Source organism: Kitasatospora sp. NPDC087271, assembly GCF_044744605.1.
GTDB lineage: Bacteria > Actinomycetota > Actinomycetes > Streptomycetales > Streptomycetaceae > Kitasatospora.
The window spans coordinates 121,319-145,374 of sequence record NZ_JBIUYQ010000019.1 but is presented as its reverse complement, the minus strand read 5'-3'; the positions used below and the strand labels follow the sequence as shown (position 1 = coordinate 145,374).

Genomic DNA, 24,056 nt, shown 5'->3' with positions numbered 1-24,056 from the left:
CACCCCTCGACGGCCAGGCTCTCGCCGGGCGTCCGATAACCGGTTGGGACGTGGTGCCGGAGTGGCTACGGTGGCGGGATGGCGACTCAGGTGATTGTGCTGAACGGTGGTTCCAGCTCGGGCAAGTCCGGGATCGCCCGGTGTCTGCAGGCGGTGCTGCCGGAGCCCTGGCTGACGGTCGGGGTCGACACCCTGATCGAGGCGGCGCCCGCGTCCCTGCACGATACGGACGGGGGCATCGGCTTCGCGGCCGATGGCGGGGTGAGCGTCGGGGCGGCGTTCCGGGCCTTGGAGGCGGCGTGGATCGCGGGGGTCGCGGCCATGGCGGGGGCGGGCGCGAGGGTGATCGTCGACGAGGTCTTCCTCGGCCGGTCGGAGTCCCAACTCCGCTGGGAGAAGGCACTCGTGGGCCTGGACGTGCTGTGGGTCGGGGTCCGCTGCGAGGCGGCGGTGGCCACCGGCCGGGAGCTTGCCCGGGGGAACCGGATCCTGGGGATGGCCGCTTCGCAGGCGGAGCTGGTCCACCAGGGCGTGCGCTACGACCTGGAGGTGGACACCTCGCGCACCGAGTCGCTGGAGTGCGCGCGGAGGATTGCCGCCCACCTCGGGGGCGGCACCACCGGATCCGCCCCCGTGGGCGGGTGACCTGGGCCTGTGGGCCCTGGCCCAGGTCAGGCCCCTGGCCCTGACCGACGCGGAGTCGGCGTCGGCCAGGGCCAGGGGCACGGGCAGGGCTCAGGCCTGAGGTCAGGGGTGCTCCCGGTGCCGCCACCGCACCGGGTCGGCGGCGCTCGGCACCGACGCGTCGGCTCCCGGCGCTCCCGCCCCGGTCCGCGCCAGCGGCCGGTAGGCGGCGCACGACAGCACGAGCAACTCGTTGTCCCCGGGCTGGAATTCGTAGTCCACCCGCTCCACGCGGCTCGTGATCCCGAGGACGTCCAGGTGTTGGCGCAGCCCGTCCAGCTCCCCGTAGCGGACACCGGTGTCGTACACCATGACGGGGAAGAGCCGGACTTCACGGCGGGCGATCCGGGCGAGTTCCAGGAGGGCCGCCAGGTGGAAGTCCCCGTCCAACCGGTTGCCGTACGAGAAGAGCAGGTGCGAGCTGAGAACCAGGTCGAAGGAGTCGTCGGCGAAAGGGAGTTCGGGCAGCGAGCCGGCGACGTAGCGGTCCGGGCGGGCGGCGATGTCGGCCTGGAAGTCGCGGGCGTTGGCGATCCACTGCCGGGTGAGGCGGTCGGGGTCGCCGTACCACGTCCAGACGAAGTCCGATGCCTCTCGGACCAGTTGGTCGCGCTTGTGCCGGGTCTCCCGTTCGACGAGGACGCCGAGGTCCTCCCGGTGGTGGGCGTACTCGCGGTCGACGGCCACCGCGTCGATGCCGCGCCGGCCGGCCTCGGCCGTGAAGGCGGCCGCGCCGCCCGGGCAGTCCAGGATGCGCCGGCCGGGGGCGAGGTCGCCGTCGGTGAGCGCGAACATCGCGCGGTACTCGTCGAAGGAACGTGCGCTGACCAGCACGGTTCAGCCCCTTCCGATGTACGGCATGGTGGTGGGCAGGACGGTCAGGGACTGGACGTTGGTGTCCGGCGGCATCGAGGCCATCAGCAGGACCGCCTCGGTGAAGCGTTCCACCGGGATGGTCGCCTCGACCGCCATCGTGCCGTCCGCCTGCATGGCGGCGGGCTGCGGGCCGCCGTCGACCGGGGTGACGTTGCCGACGTCGATCTGGCCGACCGCGATGCCGTGCGCGCGGCCGTCCAGGGAGAGCACCTTGGTGAGGCCGAGGACGGCGTGCTTGGCGGCCGTGTAGGCGATGGAGTTGGGCCGCGGGACGTGGGCGGACGGCGCGCCGTTGTTGATGATGCGCCCGCCCTGCGGGGACTGGGTGCTCATCACCCGGAAGGCCTCACGGGCACAGAGGAAGCCGCCGGTGACGATGGTGTCCAGGACGCGGTTCCAGTCCTCGAACGGGGTCTCGGTGATGGGTCGGCGCGGGGCGGCGGCGCCGGCGTTGTTGAACAGCAGGTCGACCCGGCCGAAGCGGTCGCGGACGGCGTCGAACAGGGCCGCGACCTCCTCCGGTTGGCGGATGTCGGTCGGGACGGCCAGCACCCGGGCGGGGTCGACCTCCGCGAGGGCGATGGTCTCCTGGAGGGCGTCCTTGCGTCGCCCGGCCAGCGCGACGGACCAGCCTGCGCCCAGCAGGGCCAGGGACACGGCCCGGCCGAGCCCGCTGCCACCGCCCGTGACGACGGCCGTCCGCCCGTGTGGTGCCTGTACGCTCCCGGTCACATGTCCTCCGCGTTCATCCAGATCCGCAGCATCCGCCGGGAGTTCGGCGCAGGCTCGTCCACATAGGCCGAACGCCCGTGCAGGACTCGGCTGTTGCGGATGATCAGCAGGTCTCCGGCGGCCATCGGGAGGCCGAAGGCGATCTCGGGCCGGTAGAGCACCTCGTCGAGCACACCGAGCGCGTCCCACTGGCGGTCCGTCAGCGGCGGGCCGCCGCGGTCGGGGGAGGAGCGGACGGTGCGGGTCTGGTAGTAGCAGGCGATGGTCCCGTCCTTCTGGGTGTAGAGGATCGGGGAGACCACGACCTGCGGCCCGGCCCGACCGGTCCGGTCGAACGTCCAGTCCTCGGTGAGGGTGGCGAGGGCGTCCGGCCGCTCCCGCTTGATCAGGTCGTAGACGTGCCGCGCACTCGCCAGCTTGGTCAACCCTCCACCGTTGTAGGCGGGTTGGATGCAGAGCAGGACGAGCAGGTCGCAGGTGTCGCAGTGGAATCCGAGCTCGGTGTTGCCGTCGCCGTCCTGGTCGTGCAGCACCTGGGTGAGGTCGCCGCGCCCGTTCTGCGGGACGATCTCGCCGAAGTCCCGCAGCAGGAAGGACAGGGCCGCCGCGACCTCCTCCTCCGGGGCGGTCGGATCCATCAGCCCGGTGACGTGGGCGACGCCGACGGAACGGGCACCGCCCTGGACGAGCGCGCGCAGCTTCGCCCGGACCGGCTCGGCCGCGCCCCACCGCCCGGCCCGCGCGTCCGCCCAGAGCAGTTGTCGCTCGCCCTCGTCGAGCGGGAGCGACCACTGCTCCCGCCGCGCCTCCAACTCCTCGCTGCTCCAGCCGATTTCGGACACCGTGTCGTCGTACATGTGCGGAACCACTCCTCTCTACCGCTGGGCGGTGGCCGCCGCCACCGCCTTGGACCAGAGCGCCAGCGCCTCGTCGACCTGCCCGGCCGTGACGGTCAGGGCCGGGATCATCCTGACCACGTTCAGGTGGATACCGCAGATCAGCAGCAGCAGACCGAGGTCGGCCGCCGCCTGCTGGACGCGCTTGGCGGTGTCCGGGTCCGGGGAGCCGTCCGGGTGGCAGAACTCGTTGCCGATCATCAGCCCGAGGCCCCGGACGTCCGCGACGCCCGGCGCTCCGGCGGCGACCGCCCGCAGGCCGTCCAGCAGCCGCGATCCCTGTTCGGCCGCGTTGTCGACCAGCTGCTCGTCCCGGATGACGTCCAGCGTGGCCAGCGCGGCGGCGCAGGCCACCGGGTTGCCGCCGTAGGTGCCGCCCTGCGAGCCGGGCCGGGCCCGCCGCATCAGGTCGGTCGGCGCGGCGATCGCGGACAGCGGGAAGCCGCTGGCCAGGCCCTTGGCCGTGATCAGGACGTCGGGCACCACGCCCTCGTGGTGCAGGTGGGCCCAGAACCGGCCGGTGCGGCCGAAGCCCGTCTGGATCTCGTCGACGACCAGCAGGATGCCGTGCCGGTCCGCGCGCTCGCGCAGCCCGGCGAGGAACCCGGCGGGCGCGGGCACGTAGCCTCCCTCGCCGAGCACCGGTTCGACGAACATCGCGGCGGTCTCGGAGGGGGCGCTGACGGTCGCGAGCACCTGGTCGAGTCCGCGCAGGGCGTGCTCCACGGCCTGCGCCTCGCTCAGCCCGAGGCTCAGACCGAGCCGGAAGGCGTCGGGGAACGGCGCCACCGCGACACCGGGCATCACCGGGCCGATGCCCGCGCGGAAGCGGCTGCCGGCCGTGGTGAGCGCGGCCGCGCCCATGGTGCGGCCGTGGAAGGAGCCCTCGAAGACGATCACGTTCTGCCGGCCGGTGGCGTGCCGGGCGAGCCGCAGCGCCGCCTCCACCGCCTCGGTGCCGGCGGTGGCGTAGAACAGCGAGTCCAGGCCGGGCGGCAGCACCTCGCCGAGCCGCTCGGTGAGGGTGAGCAGGGGGTCGTGCAGCACGGTGGTGTACTGGCCGTGGATCAGCCGGCCGGCCTGCTCGCGCACCGCCTCCACCACGCGCGGGTGGCAGTGGCCGGTGCTGGTCACCCCCACGCCGGAGGTGAAGTCGAGGTAGCGGCGGCCGTCGGCGTCGAAGAGGTGGAGCCCTTCGCCGCGGGTGGCGACGAGGGGGGTGGCCTGCTTGAGCACCGGGGAGAGCTGGGACACGAGGTCCGCCTTCCATGGGTCTGGGGGGTACGGGTCGGTGGGGGCGCGGCTCACGGGGCGCCGGCGCGGCGGACGGATCGGTACGTCGGACGGGGGTCGGTCCTACGCACGGGAGTCAGTGCGGCGGACGGGGGTCAGTGCGGCGGTGCGACGGGCGGCAGGTAGCCGGCCTCGGCGGCCCGGGTGAGCGCGGCCGACCACCACTGCGGGGTGGGCTCGGCGAACCGGATGCCCAGCCGGTCCAGCACGGAGGTGGTGTACGCGCGGTCCACGAGGACGTTGCGCTCCTCCTGGAGGGACCACGCGGCGGCCAGCCCCGCCGCCGTCGGGTGGTCGCGTTCGGCCCGGGCGATCGCCGCCGCGAAGGCCTCGTCGTCGGTGAGCCGGACGGGGTGGCCGTGGCCGGCGAGCCAGCGGACGAGCTCGTCGTGCGGCGTCTCGTGCGGGCTCTCGACGTGGTAGGCGCCGGGCGCGGCGTACGGGTCCAGCGCGATCGCGGCGATCCCGGCGGCCACGGTGTCGACGTAGGAGAACGCGTAGGTGGTGCGCGGCCGGCGCGGGGCGGCGCCGGCCAGCAGGTAGCCGCGGATCAGCTGGTAGATCCGGTTGTCGCCGATGTTGGCCTGGAAGGCGCCGGTCCGGCTGTGCGCCGCGATGTGGCCGCTGCGGTACAGGTAGGCGGCCCGCCCCGTGGCCGCCCAGGCGCGGACGGTCTGCTCGGCGGCGAACTTGGTCCGCTCGTACGGGGTGCGGAAGTGCTGGCCGATCCGCAGGTCGGCCTCGCTGAAGCGACGGGGCGGGCCGTCCACGCCGCCCGCGACGGCGAGCGTGGAGACGTGGTGGACGCGGGCCGCCGGGGCGTGCTCGTCGATCCAGCCGAGCAGCCGCCGCACCGCGGCGTGGTTGGTCCGCTCCAGGTCGTCGGGCGAGGCCACCAGCCGGACGTCCGCGGCGGCGTGCACGACGAGCTGCGCGCCCCGGGCCCACGCCAGTCCGGCCGGGGACAGGCCCAGCCCCTCCCGGTCGATGTCCCCGGCGACGACCTGGATCCGGCCGTCGCCGGCGCCCGCGCCCAACCGCCGGACGGCGCCGGCGTCGTGCTCGGCCCGGACCAGGCAGGTGACGTGGGCGCCCCGCTGGACGAAGGCGTCGAGCAGGTGCCGCCCCAGGTAGCCGGTGGCGCCGGTGAGCAGTACCCGGGCGGGTTCGCGCACCGTGGTGCGGGCCGCCGGTACGGCGGGTGCCCGGGTGCCGGGGTGGAGCAGCTGGCCGGAGGTCGACAGCGGCGCCCGGACGGGACGGGTGGCGGTACCGGCACCGGTACCGGCCTCGGCGGCCACCGTCCCGGCGAACGCGGCGACGATCCGCTCGGCGGCGGGGTGCGGCAGACCGGGCCACCCGTACACCAGGTCGGCGACCAGCCGGTTCTCCACGATGCGGGCGGTGAGCCGCAGGTCGTACAGCGGGTCTCCGCCGGTGCAACGGGCCACTCCGGCCTGCTCGTCCGCGACGGTCCAGTCCAGTGCGGGCTCGTCGGGCAGCCGGAAGGTGCCGAGGAAGTTGAACCCGGCGGCGGGGCGGGTGCCTGGTGCGTCCATCGGCTGGACGGGGGCCTCGCGCAGGCGCTGAGCGGCCCCCTCGGGGCCGGCCGACGCCTCGACCACCAGCCGCTTGACGGCGGTGAACCAGCCGACGGTGTCCAGGAATTCGCCCGGATCGCCGGCGGTGTCCCGGCCGTGGGTCTCCACCTCGACGGGCAGCCGCGGGTGGCCGCTCCAGCCGGTCACGGCGTCGGCGAAGGCGGCCAGGAGGAAGGCCTCCAGGCCGGTCCCGCCACCGTGGCGGCCGACCAGCCGGGCGGTGCCGTCCTCGTCGAGCGTCCAGCCGACGGCCGCCGGCTGCGCGCGGACCGCGGACTCCGGTGCGGACTCCGGCGCGGACGCCGGAGAAGGCGACGCCGGTGCCGGGGGCGGCGGCGCGGCAGCGGCCCACTGGTAGAAGTCCGGGGTCGGCGGCAGGTCGGCCGGCTTCTGGTCGAGCACCGCCCGGTAGGCGTGGGCGAGGTCGTCCAGCAGGATGCGCCAGGACAGCCCGTCGACCACCAGGTGGTGCGCGATCAGGGCGAGCCGGTCGTCGGTGCCGGGCGGGCCGGTGAACAGGTGGGCGCGCAGCAGCCGGCCGGCCAACGGGTCCAGGCTGCGGTGGAGTTCGGTGCAGGCCCCGGCGACGGTCTCGGCGATCGGGGCCGTCCCGCGCGGGATCCGGGAGAAGGACAGCGGGTCGAGGTCGGCCACCGGCCGGGGTGCGTCGTAGCCCTCCGGCGAGACGGGCCGCCGCAGCGCCGGGTGGCGTTCCAGGACGGCCGCGAGCGCGGCCGAGAGCGCGGCCGGGTCGACGGCCGTCCGGCAGCGCAGCAGGACGGACTGGTTCCAGTGCCGCAGGTCGTCGACGGACCGCTGGAGGTACAGCCACCGCTGCGCGGGGGCGAGTTGACTCCCCCGGTCGCCGCTTCCGGTCCGCCCGGCCGGAGCGGAGGCCGGAACCGGTACGGCTGCGGCGGCCGTGGCCAGGCCGTGCGCCGTCGGGTGCCGGTAGAAGTCGTCGTAGTGGACGCGCAGGCCCGACCGGCGCAGGAAGGCGACGGTGCGCATGGCGAGGATGGAGTCCCCGCCGAGGTCCAGCACGTCGGTGTGCGGCCCGACCCCGGGCAGGCCCAGTGCGGCCGCCCAGAACCCGGCGATCGACCGGGCCAGCGCGTCCCCGTCCGAGGACGGCCCCGACTCCGCCCGGGCCTCGACCAGTTCGGCGACCAGCTCGGCCAGCCGATCCCGGTCGAGCTTGCCGTTCGGCCCGACCGGGAACTCCGGCAGGGTCAGGATCGGCTGCGGCACGGAGTAGCCGGGCAGTCGGTCGCGCAGGTAGGAGCCGATCCCGGCCAGCCCGGCGCCGTCGGCCGACAACCGTACGGCGGCCAGGAGTTGGTTCCCCACGGCGGTCTCCCGGACCAGCACCGCGGACCGGGCGACGCCCGGGAAGTCGTCCATCGCCCGCTCGATCTCGGCGAGGTCGACCCGGTAGCCCCGGATCTTGACCTGGCGGTCCACCCGGCCGAGGAAGACCAGGCTCCCGTCCGCCCGGCGTCGACACAAGTCGCCCGTGCGGTACATGCGTTCACCGTCGTGGCGGACGAAGCCGCGCGCCGTCTCGGCGGGCCGGCCGAAGTAGCCCGCACTGACGCCCCGGCCGCCGATCAGCAGCTCCCCCACCGCGCCGTCGGGCACCGGCCGCCCGTCGCCGTCCAGCAGGGCGAGCCGCACCTCTCCGATCCCGGTGCCGATCGGGACGGTCGGCTCCTCGGCCGGCAGCTGGCGGGCGGTGGCGGCGAGGAAGCAGGTGGCGCCGACGGTCGTCTCGGTCGGGCCGTAGTGGTTGACCAGCCGGGCGGTGACGCCGGTGTCGAGCAGGGCGGCCGCGAACGGGCGCGGCAGCGCCTCACCGCCGAGCAGCACGGTGTGCAGGGGCGGGGCGTCGCCGGGCCGGCCCTCCAGCAGGACGGTCAGGTGCGAGGGGGTGGTCTTCAGCACGGACACCCCGGCGCGCCGCAGCGACGCCCAGAACGCCTCCGGGTCGCGCACCTCGCCGTCCGGCACCACGTGCACCGAACCGCCGACCGCGAGGGCCAGCAGCCAGGCGGTGTGGCCGAGGTCGGCGGCCAGCGTGGTGACGTGCGCGACGCACGGGGCGTCGGCCTCGGTGAAGCCCAGCCGGTCGGCCAGCGCCCGCGCGTAGTGCACCGCGTTGGCGTGGGTGACGGCCACCGCCTTGGGCTCGCCGCTCGACCCCGAGGTGAAGGACAGGTACGCGGGGTCCTCGGCCGCACCGAGCATCAGCTCCTCGGCCCCGCAGAGCATGAGGTCACCGGCCCCGCCGGGCATGAGGTCACCGGTCGTGGCGGGCACGCTGCCCGGCGCGTCGGGCAGGCCCTCGGGCCCGGCCAGCCGGTCGACGTCCACCACCTCGGCCGGATGGCCCTCCGGCCCGGGGAAGGCCGCCTCGGTGCTGAGCACCCGGCCGATCCGGACGGCCGCCAGCCTCCGGGCGAGGTCGGCCGCCGACCAGTCCGGGTCGGCCATCACCGCCGCCGCGCCCGAGCGCAGCACGCCGTGCAGCAGCACCAGCATGCGGGCGTCCCGGGGCCCGAGCAGGGCGACCCGGTCGCCCGGGCCGGTGCCGGACGCGGCCAGCCGGGCCGCGATCCGGCCGGCCGCGGCGTCGAGGGTGCGGTAGTCGAGGGTGCGGTCGCCGTCGGTCAGGGCGGTCCGGTCCGGGTGCTCCCGGGCGAGCCGTAACAGGAACCCGGACAGCGACCGGGCGGACGACGCGGCCCGGTTGGACGGCGTGGACGATGCGGACGGTGCGGACGGCGTGGACCGGACGTGCTGCGTCGCGAAGGTCACTCCGGCTCGCCTCCCGTCCGGGCCGCCCGCCCGGCGCGGACCGGCCCCGTCGCGTGCGGGTCCACGACCAGGGGATCGCCCGCGAGGAACGCGTCCAGGCGCGGCCGGTCGGGCAGGCGTCCGGCCAGCTCCCAGGCCAGCATGCGGTGCAGGCCGTCGATGTGGATCAGTCCCTCCCGGACCAGCAGGTCCGTGTAGTCGGGGTGGTCGACCGCGCCGGTGCTCAGGTAGACCGGGGTGAACGGGGCCCACCGCAGCAGCCGGAGCTTGGCGGCGCAGACCGGGTTCGCGGCCGACCAGGCGGCCTCGTCGGAGCGGATGCGCTCGGCCGCCTCGGCCACGGTCAGGCCGGAGCGGGGCACGAGTTCGCGCGCGCCGCCCTCGCTCAGGTGCCAGGGCAGGACGACGCCGAGGACGTCCGAGCGCGAGAGCCGGACGCGCCACCAGCCGCCGGGGATCCGGCCGGCGCGTTCGACGTTCTCCTCGCCGTCCCGGTTGCTGTTCGCCTCGTGGGCGCGCTCCACCGGGTGGTCCCGCAGGTAGGCGTGGTGGACCTCGGCGTAGGCGACGGCGGTGACGATCTCCACGCGGTGCTCCTCAGACAGTTCCGATCATGCTGTTCCGGCCAGGGCGTTCCGGTCAGGCGGTTCCGATCGAACAGTTCCGGTCAGGCGGTTCCGACGTACTCGGTGAAGTGCCGTTCCGCGAACAGCTCCGGCCACCGGCCCTCCGCCAGGCCGAGTTCACGGGCCCGGGCGAGCATCAGCCGCCAGTGCGGCTTCACCGGGCGCCAGCGCGCCCCCACCTGGCAGTAGGACGCGTCGATGAAGTACCGGGGCCTGCCCGGGCCGTCCGGCGCCGGTCTGCGGGTGTGGAACAGCGCCGAGTTGAGCAGCACCGTGGAGCCGGGCGGCAGCCGGTCGATGACCACCTCGCCGGGCAGTTCGGCGGTGCCGTGGTGGGCGTACGCCGTCTTCCCGACGGTACGCCGGTGCGAGCCGGGCAGGACGGCCAGGCTGCCGACCTTCTCGTCGAGGCCGCCGAGGTAGTGCAGCGCGTGGACCATCAGCAGCGACGGGTCGGCGCGGTCGTTGGGCTCGCAGTCGTGGTGCCAGGCCTTGCCGGGGATCCCCGGGGCCTGGCGGTCGCTGTGCAGGTGGTGGAAGACGAAGGACGGCCCCATCAGACCGGACAGCGTCCGTAAGAGCGGTGGGTGGGTGAGGAGTTCACCGTGGGCCGGCAGTTCCAGTTCCAGCACCGGGGGCGGGCCGTGCCGGGCGGGGTCGGTGCAGGCGGCGATCGAGCGGGCCCGTAGGCCCTCGTCCACCCAGCGGTCGACCTCGGGGGCCAGCCTGGCCCTGAGCGGCTCCGGCACCAGGCCGGGCAGGACCAGGTATCCGGATTCCAGGAACTGGCGGTGTTGCTCGGTGTCTAGGGCTTCACGCCCTCCGGAAGTCTGCGTCACCGAACCGGCCCCCTCCTTCCGGATGACGGGTCGCACAGTCGGGCACGGCGGATGGGACCTGAACGGGTTCTATGAAACGCACGGGATCATCCAGACCTCGGGTGGCGCCGGGTTCGTCCGTCGTCGCCACAGCTGACACACGTTCACCACGAAAGGGCACGAGTTGATCACGCAAGGTAGTCCGCTGAGGAGTATGAACCGTTGTTCGTGTCCACCACAAGACCATCGCCGACTCCTGGACATCTTCCCGCCACCGTGACGTTCAGCTCCAGCCACCGATCGACTCGTTCCCCACCCGAAACTCCGGACCCGTTGAGCCCCGGTGATTCGCCGCTGGCACAGCGGATGCGGCACAGTGACGTCATGAGCGGCGACACCAGGAGTCACGAGAGCGCCGGGCGGGGCCCCGTGACCAGGCGCCGTCCGGTCCAGCAGCGCAGCCAGGAGCGGTACGGCCGGATCCTCGACGCCTGCGCCGGGCTGCTCGACGAGGTCGGCGCCACCGCGCTCACCACGAAGCAGGTCGCCCAGCGCGCCCAGGTGCCGATCGGCACCCTGTACCAGTTCTTCGCCGGCAAGGAGGACCTGCTGGCCGCCCTCGCCGGCCGCAACCTCGACCGCTACCTCCAGCGGCTCGACCACCGGCTGGCGACCGCCTCGCCCCTCGGCCCGGCCGGGTTCACCGACCTCGCGGTGGAGGAGTTCGTCGCGATGAAGCGCGCGGTGCCCGGATTCGGCCAGCTCGACTTCGGCCTCGCCGACGCGCCCGCCCCCGCCGGGCTGCGGGACGACCGGCACCTGCTCGACCCGGGCGTGGACAACAACACCGCCGTCGCGCTGCGCCTCCAGGCGCTCGGCGGCGAGGTGTTCGCCACCGGCGACCCGGCGGCGCTCACCCTCGCCCTGCGGGTCGCCCTGGAGGCCGCCGACGCGGTGCTCAAGCTGGCCTTCCGCGGCGATCCGCAGGGCGATCCGGCGCTGATCGCCGAGTGCAAGCGGCTGGTCCGCGCCTACCTCGCGGAGCAGCCGCCCGTTGGCTGAGACCGGTCCCCGCACGCCCCTCGGGTCCCGCCCCGCCCCCGTGTCCCGCCCGCCCGCGCCGTTGCGAGCCCGTCGCCGCAGCAGCACAGTGGAAAGCGGAACGGCCGCGGAGGCGGCCGCCACGACCCGAGGAGCAGACCATGCACGCAGCGGTAGGTGACCAGCTCCACATCCACAGCAGGTCGGTGGGCATGACGGACCAGAAGGGAGAGATCGTCGAGGTGCGCGGCGTCGACGGCGAACCGCCGTACATGGTCCGCTTCGAGGACGGCCACGAAGGTCTGATCTACCCCGGCCCCGACTGCGCCATCGAGCACCGCCCGGCGGACCGCTGACCGACTCCCCCGCCGCCCCGCACCCCACCCGGGCGAGGTGGTGAGCAGCGGTGTCCGTCCCCACGGCCCCGCTGCCCGGAGCGCTCGCCGGGCTCGCGCCACTGCTGGACCACTACGGGTACCTCGCGGTGGCGCTGCTCGTGCTGCTCGACGACTGCGGCGTCCCGGTGCCCGGGCAGACCGTCCTGGTGCTCGCCTCCGTGTACGCCGACACCGAGTAGCCGGGCAGCCGGGCAGCCTCCCCGTCCGGGTGGCCGGGCGGCTCAGCGCAGCGGGAACACCTCGAACGGCGCCGCGAACCGCACCCCGAGCCGGCCGCCCGCTCCCCGCCCGGCACCCTCCAGGAACTCGCGTGCGTCCGCCATCGCACCGCCCAACCCGCCCAGCCCGGCCAGGTACGCCTTGTGCTCCTCCAGCGAGGCCACGCCCAGGTCGAAGTGCTCGGTCGTGTCCACCGCGTGGCCCGACTCCGGCGAGGCCGCCGCCCACACCTGCCGGACGCCGTTCCACGGCTCGTGGCCCTCGGCCAGCAGTTCCCGGAACACCCACCGGTTGCCGGCGTCCCGAGCCGCGTCCAGGGCGGCCCGACCGACCGCGATGTGGTCGGCCTGGTTGGGGGCGGTCCCGCCGTACGTCTCCCGGAAGTTGCTGGTGATCACGATGTCCGGCCGGTGCCGGCGCACCGCCCGGGCGATGTCGCGGCGCAGCGGCAGCCCGTACTCCACCATCCCGTCCGGGTACCCGAGGAACTCGACCACGTCGACGCCGACCACCCGCGCCGAGGCGATCTGTTCCGCCTCCCGCAGCGGCCCGCACTCCTCGGGGTCCATCGAGTCGATCCCGGCCTCGCCGCTGGTGACCATCACGTAGACGACCTTCTTGCCCTGCGACGTCCACCGTGCGACGGCCGCGGCGGCGCCGTACTCCATGTCGTCCGGGTGCGCGACGACGGCCAGCGCGGTCCGCCAGTCCTCGTCGACGGGCTGGTAGGGCTCGACGGCCTGCTCACTCATGGTGCTCGTCCCTCTCGGTGCGGCTCACAGTCGCATGGTCCTACGGTCGTTTCGCAGGCGACTCTAGAAGACCCCCACACCGACACCCCGCCGGACACCACCCCGGGCCGGCGGGGTCGCCCCTGACGCAGCACGGCTCGCCCGGAACACCGCGACGGGGGAGGCGCGGCGTTCCGGGCGAGGTCTGTGGGGAGGCTAGCTCGCGTCCGGGGCGAGTCGGCCGTCGAGGGGCTCGGGATGGGGCTCGGGGCTGGGCTCGGGGCGGGGCTCCGGGGCGGGCCAGCCGATCCGGGTGGCGCAGAGCGAGACGACCGCGGCGGAGACGGCGACGGCGGCCATGCCCCACACCAGGCTGGTGGCGTCGGCGATGAAGCCGATCACGGCGGGCCCGGCGAGCAGCCCGGTGGTGCCCATCGCGGCGACCAGGGAGAGCGCGTCCGAGCCCTGGCGGGCCGCGGCGACGTAGACGCACGGGGTGACCGCCGCGACGCCGAGGCCGACGCAGGCGAAGCCGATCAGGGTCGGCACGACGCCGCCGACGAGCAGCGCGAGGGCCAGTCCGGCGCCGGCCAGCAGGCTGCCGGTCCGCACGATCCGGCCGTCGCCGAAGCGGGTGCGCCAGCCGTCCGCGAAGATCCGGGCGAGCACCATCATCACCGAGACGACGGCGATGCCCAGCGGGGCGAGCCCGGCACCGGCGTTCACGACGTCCTTGAGGTAGAGCGCGGACCAGTCGTTCATGGCGCCCTCGGTGACGGTGCCGAACACCATCGCCAGGCCCATCCAGAGGGTCGCCGCGGCCGGGAGGACGAAGCGGCGGCGGTCCTTCTTCGCGGCCGGTGCCTGCTCCTGGTCCGGCCCGTCCTGCGCCGCGGCCGGCGCGTCGTCCGTGAGCAGTCCGGGCCGGGCGGCCACGACCAGCACCGCGAGCAGCGCGGCGGCGACCCCGAAGTGCACGGCGAGCGTGCCGGTGAAGGCGGTGACGCCGGAGGCGAGCAGCGCGGCGAGCAGCGAGCCGGCGCTGAAGGTGGCGTGCAGGCGGGACATGGTGGTCCGCGCGTAGCGGGCCTCCAGCGCCGCGCCCTGGGCGTTCATCGCGACGTTCAGGCAGCCCACGGCGACGCCGTCGCAGAACAGCACCAGCAGGGTGAGCGGGTAGTCGGGCACCACGGACAGGGCGACCAGGACGACGCCGAGGGCGAGCGCGGAGAGCACGGACAGCAGGCGGGAGCCGAACCGCCGCATCAGCACCGCGACCAGCGGGAAGGACACCGCGGCGCCGACCCCGCAGGTCATCAGCAGCAGGCCGATCTGGGCCTCGCCGAGGTCGAGCCTGGTCTTCAGCGCGGGGATCCGGGAGACCCAGGTCGCGTACTGGAATCCGAGCAGGAAGAACAGTGCGGCGATGGCCAGTTGGGACCGGCGGAAGTCGTCGCGAACGGGGGACATGTGCATCAGCCCACTTCGGCTCTGGGTGGGAACCCGGGGGACGGGTCGGTGGAGGGGGTCAACTCCTGGACGGCGGCCTGGACGGCGGCCGGGGCCTGGACGGCGACAGAAGCAGCGGCCGGGCTCAGCGGCATCGCCATGTAGAGCGCCTCGGGGCCGTAGCTCCCGGGCAGTCCGATCTCGGGGCGGGCGCGGTAGCCCAGCGGGGCCCACACCACCTGCGAGCCGCGGACGGCGACCAGGGACATGGTGCGGTAGCCGCGGGCCCGGGCGGTCTCCTCCAGGCCGCGCAGCATCCGGTGGGCCAGGCCGCGGCCGCGCAGTTCCTCGGCGACGACCAGGTCGTGGAGGTGCATGTTGGTCGCGCGGACGCCGCCGGCCTCGGCCCGGCCGAGGTCCGGGCACCGGAACAGCGGGTAGGGCAGCGCCAGCAGGTAGCCGCCGAGGCCGTCGGCGTGCTCCAGGACGAAGCAGGTGTCGGGCGAGGCGCGGTGGCGGGAGCGCAGCGCCTCGCGGCCTTCGGACAGGCCGCTGGCGGCGTAGGCGCGCTCCTCCAGCGCGACGACGCCGTCCCAGTCGTCCTCCTGGAGCAGCCGGATGCGGAGGTCGGTCATCTGCCGGTGTCTCCGTCCGGGCCGCCGGTCCCGCCGATGCAGGTGTAGGGCAGCGGCTCGAAGCCGTTGAACCCCTGGGTGGTGTAGGCGGTGGCGTAGGCACCGCAGGAGTGGATCCAGACCGGTTCGCCGGAGGCGATCGCGCGCGGGACGCGGACCAGGCCGTCCTCCTGGGCGTACGCGTCGTCGCTGTCGCAGGTCGGGCCGGCGACGACGGCGTTGACGAACTGGCCGCCGGGGTGGGTGGGGAATTCGAGCCGGTACTGGAGCTCGTCCATCTCGTACAGGCCGTTGAACTTGCCGCAGCTCAGGAAGAGCCAGTCCTCGCGGGTGCCGTCGAGCTGGTGCCGGGAGGAGAGCCGGGCGACGTGGGCGCGGATGGCGCCGTGGTCGGCGACCAGGTGCCGGCCGGGCTCCAGCAGGAACTCCAGCGGCGCGGCGTTGACGGTGCGCAGCCGGTCCATGCCCTCGCGGATGACCGCGAACATCTTGTCCAGCGGCGGGTCGAGCGGGCGGCCGTGCCGGTCCAGGACGCCGAGGGCGGGCAGGCCGCCGCCGAGGTTGATCCGCCGCGGGGTGATGCCGCGCCAGTTGAGCGCCTCCAGGACGGCGGCGAGCGAGTCCACGGCGGCGCCCCAGGCTTCGGCGGTCATCTGCTGGGAGCCGACGTGCACGGAGAGTCCGGACGGGGTGAGGCCGGCCGAGCGGGCGGCGTCCAGGACGCGCAGGGCGTCCTCGGGCGAGCAGCCGAACTTGCGGCTCAGGCCCCACAGGGCACCGTCGCCCGAGGTGGCGACCCGGCAGAACACCCGGGAGCCGGGGGCGTGTTCGGCGATGGCGGCGACGTCCTCCAGGCTGTCGGTGGCGAAGTCGCGCACGCCCAGTCGGTAGGCCTCGGCGATGTTGCGGTCGGACTTGATGGTGTTGCCGTAGTGGATGCGGTCGGGGCTCACCCCGGTGCGCAGGGCCTGGGCGATCTCCTGGGGGCTGGCCGCGTCGAAGCCGGAGCCGAGGGCGGCGAGGCGCCCGAGCACCTCGTCCACCGGGCAGGCCTTCATGGCGAACCGGACGGCGACATCGGGCAGTTCGCCGATCAGGTCGGTGTACTGGCGCTCGATGCCGTCGAGGTCGTAGATGATCCGGTCGTCGGTGGCGGCGGCGAGGGCGGCGCGGATCGCCGTCCGGTCGTGCGCGGCCGGGTCGGGCGCGGCGCCGGTGTGGGCGGTGGTGTGGTGCGCCGGGGCGCGGTGGGCGATGGTCTGACGTATCACGAATGGCTCCCGGTGCGGCTACCGCGGCAGCCGGTCGGCGGGCGTGGCCTTGCTCGCTCGCATGAGCGGGCCCCACGCGTCGATCAGCAGCGCGAAGTCCTCGATGTCCGCCTGCGCTTCGTCGAGCAGACGCGCCCGCTGGGGCGCCAGGTGGTCGGCGAACTCGGCGTACTTCCCGCCGAGTCGCCGGTAGCAGTGGTCCAGCGCGTCGAGCCGTCGGTGGTTCTCCGCGCGGTCCGTCGCGGCGCTGCGGCGGGCGGAGTCGGCGATGACGTCGGCGCGGATGTGGTTCGCCTCGTCGAGGAGGGCCCCGCCGGCCGCCTCCATCTCGGAGTAGACCGGGTACAGGTAGAGCATGGAGAGCAGGAACTTGGCGTAGCGCAGCTGGTAGGCGGTGAAGCCCGCGCCGGTGCGCCGTTCCGGGGTGTAGTAGTTGACGATGTGCCGGTTGTGGACGACGCCGGGCAGGGTGGCGTCGCGGACGAGGTGCAGCAGGAAGTAGTCGCTGCCGATGGTGGCGGTGGCGGGCGGCAGCGGGACGCGGTCGTAGACCTCGTGGTCGAGGGCGACGTTGCACATGTCGATCCGCCAGATGTCGGGCAGGTCGAGCACGGCGCGGTCGTGGCGGAACGGGTCGGTGCCGCCGCCGGTGAAGGAGTCGGCGACGAGTTCGCGGCGTTCCTGCTCGCTCGCGCCGGTGGGCGCCCAGAGCGCGACGACCTGGTGGTAGGCGTCCGGGTCGAGTTCGCGGATCTCGCCGATGTCGACGGAGAGTTCACCGACGAAGGAGCCGCCGACCAGGGCGACGGGCTTGTCGGCGTGCACCGGGTCGAGGGTGACCTCGGTGACGGCGGCGGCCGCGTCGGCCGCCTTGAGGCCGAGCGTGGCGAGCTCGTGCTCGATCGGGAACACCGCGTCGCCGTCGAGCAGTTGGTACGCGCTGTCGGAGTCGCGGCGGTGCACGGAGGCGCAGCCGAGCGCGCCGGCGAGCAGGAACGCCCGGTTGGTGCAGGCGCCGTAGGAGACGGCGTCGGGGAGCATCAGGTCGAGCAGCTGGTCGCCGAGCGGCCCGTCCGGGCCGGCGGCGCCGGAGCGCTCGATCACGTCGCGCAGGAAGCCGCGTTGGGCGGCCTCGTCGAGGTGGTGGACGACCACCTCCCCGGCCCCGGACGCGGTGCCGGAAGCAGCGCCGGAATCGGTGCCGGAGGCGGCACCTGACGCGGCACCGGACCCGACGGCGGGCAGCGCGGCGACGGCCTCGGCGTGCCGCCGGTAGGTGGCCGGGTCGGCGGAGTCCAGGACCAGCAGGTGCACCCGGACGCCGAACCGCCGTGCGGCGTAGGCGGCTTCGGCGCCGACCGCGGCGATGGTGGCCGCGCACTCGCGGTTGGTGGGCAGGGTCAGGCAGACGGCGCGCATGCCGGCTCCCCCGCGGACTCGGCGGGCTGCTGCGGGGCGGGCCGGTCGCCCGTGGAATCCGGGTCGTGCCAGGAGCGCAGTCCGAGCAGCCGCTCACCGAGTTCGGTGAGTTCGGCGGGCCCGTAGCGCAGCGACTCGTGGCGGGTCGCGTCGCCGACCAGGGTGCGGTTCCAGTCCGGGGTGGCGAGGGTGCGCCAGGACTCCACCCGGGAGCGGCGCATCTGCGCGGCCTCCTCCAGCGCGGGCATCATCGACAGGTACTGCACGGCGCGGACGCCGTTCTCGGAGGTGTTGCGGGCGACGCCGTGGGCGAGCAGGCCGTTCCAGATCAGCAGGTCGCCGGCCTTCAACTCGGGCCGCACCACCGGGAACTCGGTGCGGTCGACGTCCGGGCGGATCGGGTCGCGGTCGGCGGCCTGGGCGGCCTGCCACTCGTTGAAGCGGCGGAACAGCTCCGGGTTGCACTGGAAGCCGCCGTGGTCGGGCCGGGTGTCGTCGAGCGCGATGATGCCCTGGACGCGCTGGGGCAGCATGCCCTGGGTGGTGTCGACGTCCCAGTGCAGTTCGATGTCGAAGCCCCGGTCGGTGGGCTCGATCAGCGCGCGGTCGCGGTTGCGGACGTTCGGTGGATTGAGGTTGAGCCGGTCGAGGGTGACCCAGAGCTCCTCGCAGTCCCAGACGTCGACGAAGGCGTCGTAGACCCTCCGGGCCTGTCTGCTGTCCCAGATCAGCTGGTGGTGGTAGGCCTCGACGAAGCCGTAGATGTGCAGTTCCCGGTCGAGTTCGTCGCGGTAGTCGCGTTCGCGGTACCAGTCCTCGGGGCGGTCGGGCGAGAGGCCCTGGAAGTCCCAGGCGAAGTCGAGCAGGCGCCGTGCGGCCTCGGCCGGGATGGCCTCCTTGACCACGATGTAGCCGTAGGTCTGCCAGAACGCGAAGTCCTCCTCGGAGAGCACCCGCAGTGGGCGCTCCTTGCGGACCTCGCGCAGCGCCGTGCGCGCGAGGTAGCTCTCCCCGTCCTCGCTGAAGTAGGGGCGCGCCGAGGCGGCTCGGTGCAGATATCCGTCAGGGCTCGGCATGGGCAGTCACTCCATGGTTCGTAGTCGACGCAGCGCTTCCTGGACGCACAGTGCGGGCACGGCGAGCCGACGGCCCGTCACCGGCCGTACGTGGAATTCAGCCCGTGGACCGCATGCCGTCCGCATGCGCTCCACCTCGCCCGGGCCCCGACCGTGCAAGGTTCCGCCACGTCAGGGGGCCAACTCGTCGGTCCGGCACGGCCTCTCACCCTGCCTCAGCCCCGGCCGAACCGCGCCCCTCATACGTTGGACTAGACCAACTAATGGTGTCAACCCTCGACGGCTGGTTACCAATAGGGAAATCCGCGCAGTTCAGATGGCCCCTCGGGGTTCGCTTTATGTTTCGGAGAGTGACATAAGTCGGAGTATGTTTCGGGAATTGACATACCCGGACGTGAACCGAAACGAGTTCCCCAGCGTTGCGCCCCGTCCTTCGCGCCGTACGTTGGGCCTATGGCACACCGCCCCACCGCCACCCGGCTCACCCCGCCCGGCTGGCTGACCGCGAGCCTGCGCCCCAAGGCCGCGCCGGTCCCCTGGGCCGCCGCCGCCCGGGCCTCGGTGGCGCTGGCCGCGCCGCTCGCGGTCGGCACGGCCACCGACCGGCCCGGGTACGGCGCGCTGGTGTCGATGGGTGCGCTGTCCGGTGTCATCGGGGACACCGCGGACGCGTACCGGATGCGGGTGTTCAACATCGCCGTGCCGCAGCTCTTCGGCGCCCTCGGGATCCTGCTCGGCACCCTGGTGTACGGTGCGGGCTGGACGGCCGTCGCCGTGCTGACCGCCGTCGCCCTGGTCTCCGGCATGATCTCCTCGATCGGCGCGGTCGCCTCGGTGTCCGGACTGCTCCTGCTGCTCAACGCGGTGGTCGGCGCCGGACTGCCGCTGCCCTCCCCCTGGTGGCTGCCGCCCGGACTGCTGCTGCTCGGCGGCCTGTTGGTGCTCGGCCTCACCCTGCTCGCCTGGCCGCTGCGCGGCGGCGCGCCGGAGCGCTTCGCCGTGGCCGGCACCTACCGGTCGGTCGCCGACTTCCTGGAGGCCGCCGGCACCCCCGGAGCCGACGACGCGCGGCAGGCGCTCACCCAGTCGCTGAACGAGTCCTACGACCTGCTGCTCGCCCGGCGGGCCCGCCGGCACGGCCGCTCCCCCACCCTGGTCCGGCTGCTCGCCCAGCTCAACGCTGCCATCCCGGTGGTGGAGGCCGCCTCGGCGGCACAGCTGCGCCCGCGCGAGTACGGTCCGCTGCCGCCCGCCTACCCGGCGGCGGTGCGCGAGCTGGCCGCGGCCGTCGAGCGGGGCCGCGTCGGGTCGACCCCGCCGCCCGGACTGCCCGATCCGGCCGGACCGTCCACCCGCGCCCTGGTCGCCGCGATCGGCCACGCCCGGGCCGTCGCGCACGAGCCCGCACCCGACCCGTACGCCGGCGACGACCCGCTCGGCCGGCCCGCCGCACTGCAGGTCCGCGCCCGCCGGGCCACCCACGCGCTGCTGCTGTCCCGGGCGTCCTGGCGGTACGGGCTGCGGCTGGCGCTGTGCATCGGCCTCGCCCAGATCCTGGTGTCGGTGATCGCGGTGCCCCGCTCGTACTGGGTGTCGCTGACCGTCACCTTCGTGCTGAAGCCCGACTTCGGCTCGGTGTTCTCCCGGGCGGTGCTGCGCGCGCTCGGCACCGCCGCCGGGCTGCTGATCGCCATTCCGGTGCTGGCCGAGGTGCCGCACGGCTGGTGGGACGTGCCGGTGATGGCGGCGCTGGCAACCCTGATCCCGGTGCTGTCGGCGAAGGGGTACGCGTTCCAGACCGCGGCGATCACCCCGGTGATCCTGCTGCTCTCCGACCTGCTCAACCACCGGGGCTTCCACCTGGTGCTGCCCCGGCTGTACGACTCGCTGATCGGCTGCGGCATCGCGCTGCTGACCGGCTACCTGCTGTGGCCGGATTCCTGGCACACCCGGATCGGGGAGCGGCTGGCCGACGCCGTCGCGGACACCGCCGCGTACGTCTCGCTGGCCTTCACCACCGCGCCCGGGGCCGACCAGCCGGCCCGCGCCCGGTACCGGCGGCGGCTCTACCGGGACCTGTCCGCCGTGCGCAGCGAGTTCCAGCGGGCGCTCACCGAACCGCCGCCGGTCGGGGCCCGGGCCGAGGCCTGGTGGCCGCTGGTGATCGCGGTCGAGCGGATCGTGGACACCACGACCGCCACCCGGGTCCGGGTCGAGCACGGCGCTCCGGCGCCGTCCCCGGCCGAGGTCGGCGCCGTCGTCCGGGAGCTGGGCGACCTGGCCGGGGCGCTGCGCGGCGGCGGGCCGCTGCCCGAGGCCGGACCGGACGCCCTCCCGCCCGACTGCGCGCTGGGCCGGCTGCACCGCGAGGTGCAGGCGGCGCGGGCGGTGGTGCCCGCCTGAGCGCCGGGCCGGCCGGGGGCCGGGTCAGTCCTGGAGCACCCGCCCTGGCGTCCGCCCCGCCGAAGGCCCGGTCAGTCCTGGATCCGCCGCCAGGGCCGGTCCGCCTCCAGTTCGAAGGCCAGCTCCAGCAGCAGCCGCTCCTGCCCGTGCGCGGCCGAGAGGTGCACACCGATCGGCAGGCCGCTCGGCGCGGCGCCGGTGGGCAGGGCGATGCCGGGGCCGCCGGTCACGTTGTTGACCGGGGTGAAGGCCACGTAGCGCCGGAGGCGCTCGATCAGCTCGTCGAAGGCCACGTTCGGGCTGAGGTGGCCGATCGGCGGGGCGGCGTGCGCGAGGACCGGCGAGAGGATCACGTCGTGGGTGCGGAAGAGGCCCGCGTACGCGGCTTCGGCGCCGCGCAGTCGGCGCAGCACGGCCGGGGTGTGCAGGAACTCCCGCTGGTAGAGCCGGCGCAGCCCGGTGGTCAGGCCGTCGAGCCGGTTGATCCGGAAGCTGCGGTCCAGCATCAGCCGGCCGCTGACCGCGATGGCGAAGGCGATGTAGCCCCAGTAGAGGACGAAGTCGCGGGAGAACTCCTCGCCGAACGGCAGGGTGGTCTCCTCGACGTGGTGGCCCAGTGCCTCCAGCCGGGCGGCGGTCTGCTCGACGGCGGTGCGGGTGGGTCCGTCGGTGGTGGCGAGCGGCGAGTCCACGACCAGTCCGATCCGCAGCCGGCGCTGCCCCGGACCTTCGACCAGGCCGAGCGGGGGCAGCGCGGGGTTGCGGTGGTGGCGCTCGGCGGCGGCGTAGAAGGCGGCGGTGTCGCGGACGGAGCGGGTGAGCACGCCGTCGGTGACGAGGTCGATCGGCAGCTTGCCGCCCTGGGCGTTGGTGACCAGGCGGCCCCGGGTGGGCTTGAGTCCGACCAGTCCGCAGCAGGCGGCCGGGATCCGGATCGATCCGCCGCCGTCGTTGGCGTGCGCGATCGGCACCACTCCGGCGGCGACCAGCGCGGCCGAGCCGCCGGAGGAGGCGCCGGCCGAGTGCGAGGGCTTCCACGGGTTGCGCACCGGCTGGGCGGTGGCGAACTCGGTGGAGGCGTTGAGGCCGAACTCGGGCAGCCGGGTCTTGCCGAGGACGGCCAGGCCGGTGGCGAGGAACTGGTCGGTGAAGCGGGAGTTGCGCCGGGCCGGGCGGGCCTGGAAGGCCTCGCTGCCCATGCCGGTCGGCAGGCCGCGCAGGTCGACGTTGTCCTTGAGGAAGGTGGGGACGCCGTACAGCGGGCCGTCGGTGCCGTCCGGGCCGAGCCGGGGCCGGTCGTAGGACGGGTGGGCGACGGGGGTGAGCATCCGGTCGACCCGGGCGGCGCGGGCGGCGGCGGCCGCGGCCAGTTCGGCGGGGGCCACCTCGCCGGCGCGGACGAGGGCGGCCAGGGCCACGGCGTCGTGCGCGCCGAGGGCGTCGTCGGTGAACCCGTGGGCCCGCTCGTCGGTCATCCGAACTCCCCAATCCCTACTGACCGGTAGTCGCGCAAGAGTTCGCAGTGTAGGCGCGGGGCCGCGCCGAGGGATACCCCACCCCCGGCACCCGCCGCCGAACCCCGACGGCGCACGGGCGTTCGGCATGCGCCCCCGTGTTCACCCCACCCGCCGGTCGGAGATCGTTTCGCCGACGGCCCCGGGGAAAGGCCGGATCACGAACCGATCCGGTCCACCCCCCACCCCAAGGTGACGCCCGTGCCCACCCAGTACACCTCGGCCACCGCCCCCGGAGCCCTCCCCCTGCTCGGCCACGCCCCCGCCTTCGTCCGCCGGCCGCTGGAGTTCGTCGCCGGCCTGCCCGCCCACGGCGACCTCGTCCGGCTGCGGCTCGGCCCGCTGGACGCGTACGTCGCCTGCCACCCCGAGCTGGTCCGCCAACTGCTCACCGAAGACCGCACCTACGACAAGGGCGGGCTCGTCCTCGACAAGGCCCGCGAGGTCTTCGGCGGCGGCCTGGCCACCTGCCCGGCCGCCGCGCACCGGCGCCAACGCCGCATGCTGCAACCCGCGTTCCACCGCGACCGGCTGCCCGGCTACGCCGCGATGATGGCCGAGGAGATCGCCGGCACCACCGCCTCCTGGAGCGACGGCGACGTGGTCGACGTCCCCGCCGCGATGTACCGCCTCACCACCGCGGTGACCGCCCGCTGCCTGTTCGCCGCCCACGAGCGGGCCGGCGCGCTGCCCGTCCACGACAGCATGGACGTCATCACCCGCGGCGTCGGCCGGCGCGTCATGATGCCGCTGCCCGGCGCCGACCGCATCCCCACCCCGGGCAACCGCCGCTTCCGCCGCGCCCGGCAGGACCTGAAGGAGGTCACCCGGCGGCTGATCGCCGACTACCGCGCCGCCGGCACCGACCACAACGACCTGCTGTCCATGCTGCTCAGCGCCCGCGACGAGGACGGGCGGGGGCTCACCGACGCCGAGATCCACGACCAAGTGGTCACCTTCCTGCTCGCCGGCATGGAGACCACCGCCGCCACCCTCTCCTGGGCCTGGACCCTGCTCGCCGCACACCCGGCCATCCGCGACCGCCTGCACGCCGAGCTGGACACCGTGCTCGACGGCCGCCCCGCCCGCCACGAGGACCTGCCCGCCCTGCCGCTCACCGCCCGGGTGGTCACCGAGACGCTGCGGCTCTACCCGCCGGTGTGGATCCTCAGCCGCGTCGTCGCCGCCGACGCCGAACTCGGCGGCCACCGCGTCCCGGCCGGCGCGACCATCCTGTTCAGCCCGTACCTGCTGCACCGCCGCGCCGACGTCTTCGCCTGCCCCGCCCGCTTCGACCCCGACCGCTGGCTCACCAACACCCGCCCCTCCCCCGGCACCTACGCCCCCTTCGGCCTCGGCCCCCGCCGCTGCATCGGCGACGTGTTCGGCACCACCGAGGCCGCCCTCGCCATCGCCACCATCGCGGCCCGCTGGACCGTCACCCCCACCCCCGGCCGCCCGGTCCGCCCGACCCGCAGCTCCTCGCTGTCCCCCCGCCCCTTCACGGCCACCCTCGCCCGCCGGCCGTGGTGACCGGGGCTCCCGCCCCGCGCGGGC

The 24,056-nt window shown here is 74.6% G+C and carries 20 protein-coding genes; 6 read left to right on the top strand and 14 right to left on the bottom strand.

Going from position 1 to position 24,056, the window contains the following annotated elements; translation table 11 throughout:
* Window positions 1-78 precede the first annotated feature (78 nt).
* Window positions 79-645 (top strand): chloramphenicol phosphotransferase CPT, encoded by a 567-nt coding sequence (gene cpt, locus ACIO9K_RS27925; RefSeq protein ID WP_400334082.1) that lies wholly within the window; start codon window positions 79-81, stop codon window positions 643-645.
* 102 nt (window positions 646-747) lie between these two features.
* On the opposite strand, the gene ACIO9K_RS27920 is transcribed toward cpt, so the two are convergent.
* From ACIO9K_RS27920 to ACIO9K_RS27890, 7 genes are all read right to left on the bottom strand, one after another.
* Window positions 748-1,518, bottom strand: coding sequence for a class I SAM-dependent methyltransferase (locus tag ACIO9K_RS27920; RefSeq protein WP_400334079.1), 771 nt, complete (start codon window positions 1,516-1,518; stop codon window positions 748-750).
* 3 nt (window positions 1,519-1,521) lie between these two features.
* On the bottom strand, window positions 1,522-2,292 hold the full coding sequence (locus tag ACIO9K_RS27915; RefSeq protein ID WP_363585773.1) for an SDR family oxidoreductase: 771 nt from the start codon (window positions 2,290-2,292) through the stop codon (window positions 1,522-1,524).
* Entirely contained in the window at window positions 2,289-3,149 is an 861-nt protein-coding gene (locus ACIO9K_RS27910; RefSeq protein ID WP_363624492.1) for a TauD/TfdA family dioxygenase, read from the bottom strand. Before ACIO9K_RS27910 ends, ACIO9K_RS27915 begins: the two co-directional genes overlap by 4 nt.
* 18 nt (window positions 3,150-3,167) lie before the next feature.
* A complete protein-coding gene (locus ACIO9K_RS27905; protein ID WP_400334075.1) occupies window positions 3,168-4,442 on the bottom strand; it encodes an aspartate aminotransferase family protein in 1,275 nt (424 codons plus the stop codon).
* Window positions 4,443-4,576: 134 nt separating this feature from the next.
* On the bottom strand, window positions 4,577-8,899 hold the full coding sequence (locus ACIO9K_RS27900; protein ID WP_400334072.1) for an amino acid adenylation domain-containing protein: 4,323 nt from the start codon (window positions 8,897-8,899) through the stop codon (window positions 4,577-4,579).
* Complete coding sequence (locus tag ACIO9K_RS27895; RefSeq protein ID WP_363624497.1) at window positions 8,896-9,486, bottom strand: DUF6309 family protein; 591 nt, start codon at window positions 9,484-9,486, stop codon at window positions 8,896-8,898. Before ACIO9K_RS27895 ends, ACIO9K_RS27900 begins: the two co-directional genes overlap by 4 nt.
* 80 nt (window positions 9,487-9,566) lie before the next feature.
* Entirely contained in the window at window positions 9,567-10,364 is a 798-nt protein-coding gene (locus tag ACIO9K_RS27890; RefSeq protein ID WP_400334069.1) for a phytanoyl-CoA dioxygenase family protein, read from the bottom strand.
* 363 nt (window positions 10,365-10,727) lie between these two features.
* Between ACIO9K_RS27890 and ACIO9K_RS27885 the strand changes: the two genes are divergently transcribed.
* The 3 genes from ACIO9K_RS27885 (at window position 10,728) to ACIO9K_RS27875 (ending at window position 11,961) form a co-directional block, all read left to right on the top strand.
* The gene (locus ACIO9K_RS27885) at window positions 10,728-11,405 is read left to right on the top strand and encodes a TetR family transcriptional regulator (protein ID WP_400334066.1); all 678 of its coding nucleotides are present in this window, start codon (window positions 10,728-10,730) and stop codon (window positions 11,403-11,405) included.
* Window positions 11,406-11,545: 140 nt separating this feature from the next.
* Window positions 11,546-11,740 (top strand): DUF1918 domain-containing protein, encoded by a 195-nt coding sequence (locus ACIO9K_RS27880; RefSeq protein ID WP_363585780.1) that lies wholly within the window; start codon window positions 11,546-11,548, stop codon window positions 11,738-11,740.
* A 50-nt stretch (window positions 11,741-11,790) separates the two neighbouring features.
* Window positions 11,791-11,961, top strand: a complete 171-nt coding sequence (locus ACIO9K_RS27875) for a hypothetical protein (RefSeq protein WP_363624501.1) — start codon at window positions 11,791-11,793, stop codon at window positions 11,959-11,961.
* Between the two features lie 42 nt (window positions 11,962-12,003).
* On the opposite strand, the gene ACIO9K_RS27870 is transcribed toward ACIO9K_RS27875, so the two are convergent.
* The 6 genes from ACIO9K_RS27870 to ACIO9K_RS27845 form a co-directional block, all read right to left on the bottom strand.
* Window positions 12,004-12,753, bottom strand: a complete 750-nt coding sequence (locus ACIO9K_RS27870) for a PIG-L family deacetylase (RefSeq protein WP_363624503.1) — start codon at window positions 12,751-12,753, stop codon at window positions 12,004-12,006.
* Window positions 12,754-12,948: 195 nt separating this feature from the next.
* A complete protein-coding gene (locus tag ACIO9K_RS27865; RefSeq protein ID WP_363624505.1) occupies window positions 12,949-14,202 on the bottom strand; it encodes an MFS transporter in 1,254 nt (417 codons plus the stop codon).
* Window positions 14,203-14,207: 5 nt separating this feature from the next.
* On the bottom strand, window positions 14,208-14,816 hold the full coding sequence (locus ACIO9K_RS27860; protein ID WP_400334061.1) for a GNAT family N-acetyltransferase: 609 nt from the start codon (window positions 14,814-14,816) through the stop codon (window positions 14,208-14,210).
* Window positions 14,813-15,991 (bottom strand): type III PLP-dependent enzyme, encoded by a 1,179-nt coding sequence (locus ACIO9K_RS27855; RefSeq protein ID WP_363624577.1) that lies wholly within the window; start codon window positions 15,989-15,991, stop codon window positions 14,813-14,815. The genes ACIO9K_RS27860 and ACIO9K_RS27855 overlap by 4 nt, the downstream gene beginning before the upstream one ends.
* 114 nt (window positions 15,992-16,105) lie before the next feature.
* Complete coding sequence (locus ACIO9K_RS27850; RefSeq protein WP_400334058.1) at window positions 16,106-17,506, bottom strand: DUF6271 family protein; 1,401 nt, start codon at window positions 17,504-17,506, stop codon at window positions 16,106-16,108.
* Entirely contained in the window at window positions 17,488-18,582 is a 1,095-nt protein-coding gene (locus ACIO9K_RS27845) for a YbiU family protein (protein ID WP_363624509.1), read from the bottom strand. The genes ACIO9K_RS27850 and ACIO9K_RS27845 overlap by 19 nt, the downstream gene beginning before the upstream one ends.
* A gap of 453 nt (window positions 18,583-19,035) precedes the next feature.
* Between ACIO9K_RS27845 and ACIO9K_RS27840 the strand changes: the two genes are divergently transcribed.
* Entirely contained in the window at window positions 19,036-20,985 is a 1,950-nt protein-coding gene (locus ACIO9K_RS27840; protein WP_400334055.1) for an FUSC family protein, read from the top strand.
* 71 nt (window positions 20,986-21,056) lie between these two features.
* On the opposite strand, the gene ACIO9K_RS27835 is transcribed toward ACIO9K_RS27840, so the two are convergent.
* On the bottom strand, window positions 21,057-22,460 hold the full coding sequence (locus ACIO9K_RS27835; RefSeq protein WP_400334052.1) for an amidase: 1,404 nt from the start codon (window positions 22,458-22,460) through the stop codon (window positions 21,057-21,059).
* Window positions 22,461-22,700: 240 nt separating this feature from the next.
* On the opposite strand from ACIO9K_RS27835, the gene ACIO9K_RS27830 reads away from it, so the two are divergent.
* Entirely contained in the window at window positions 22,701-24,032 is a 1,332-nt protein-coding gene (locus ACIO9K_RS27830; protein WP_400334049.1) for a cytochrome P450, read from the top strand.
* Window positions 24,033-24,056: the final 24 nt, after the last annotated feature.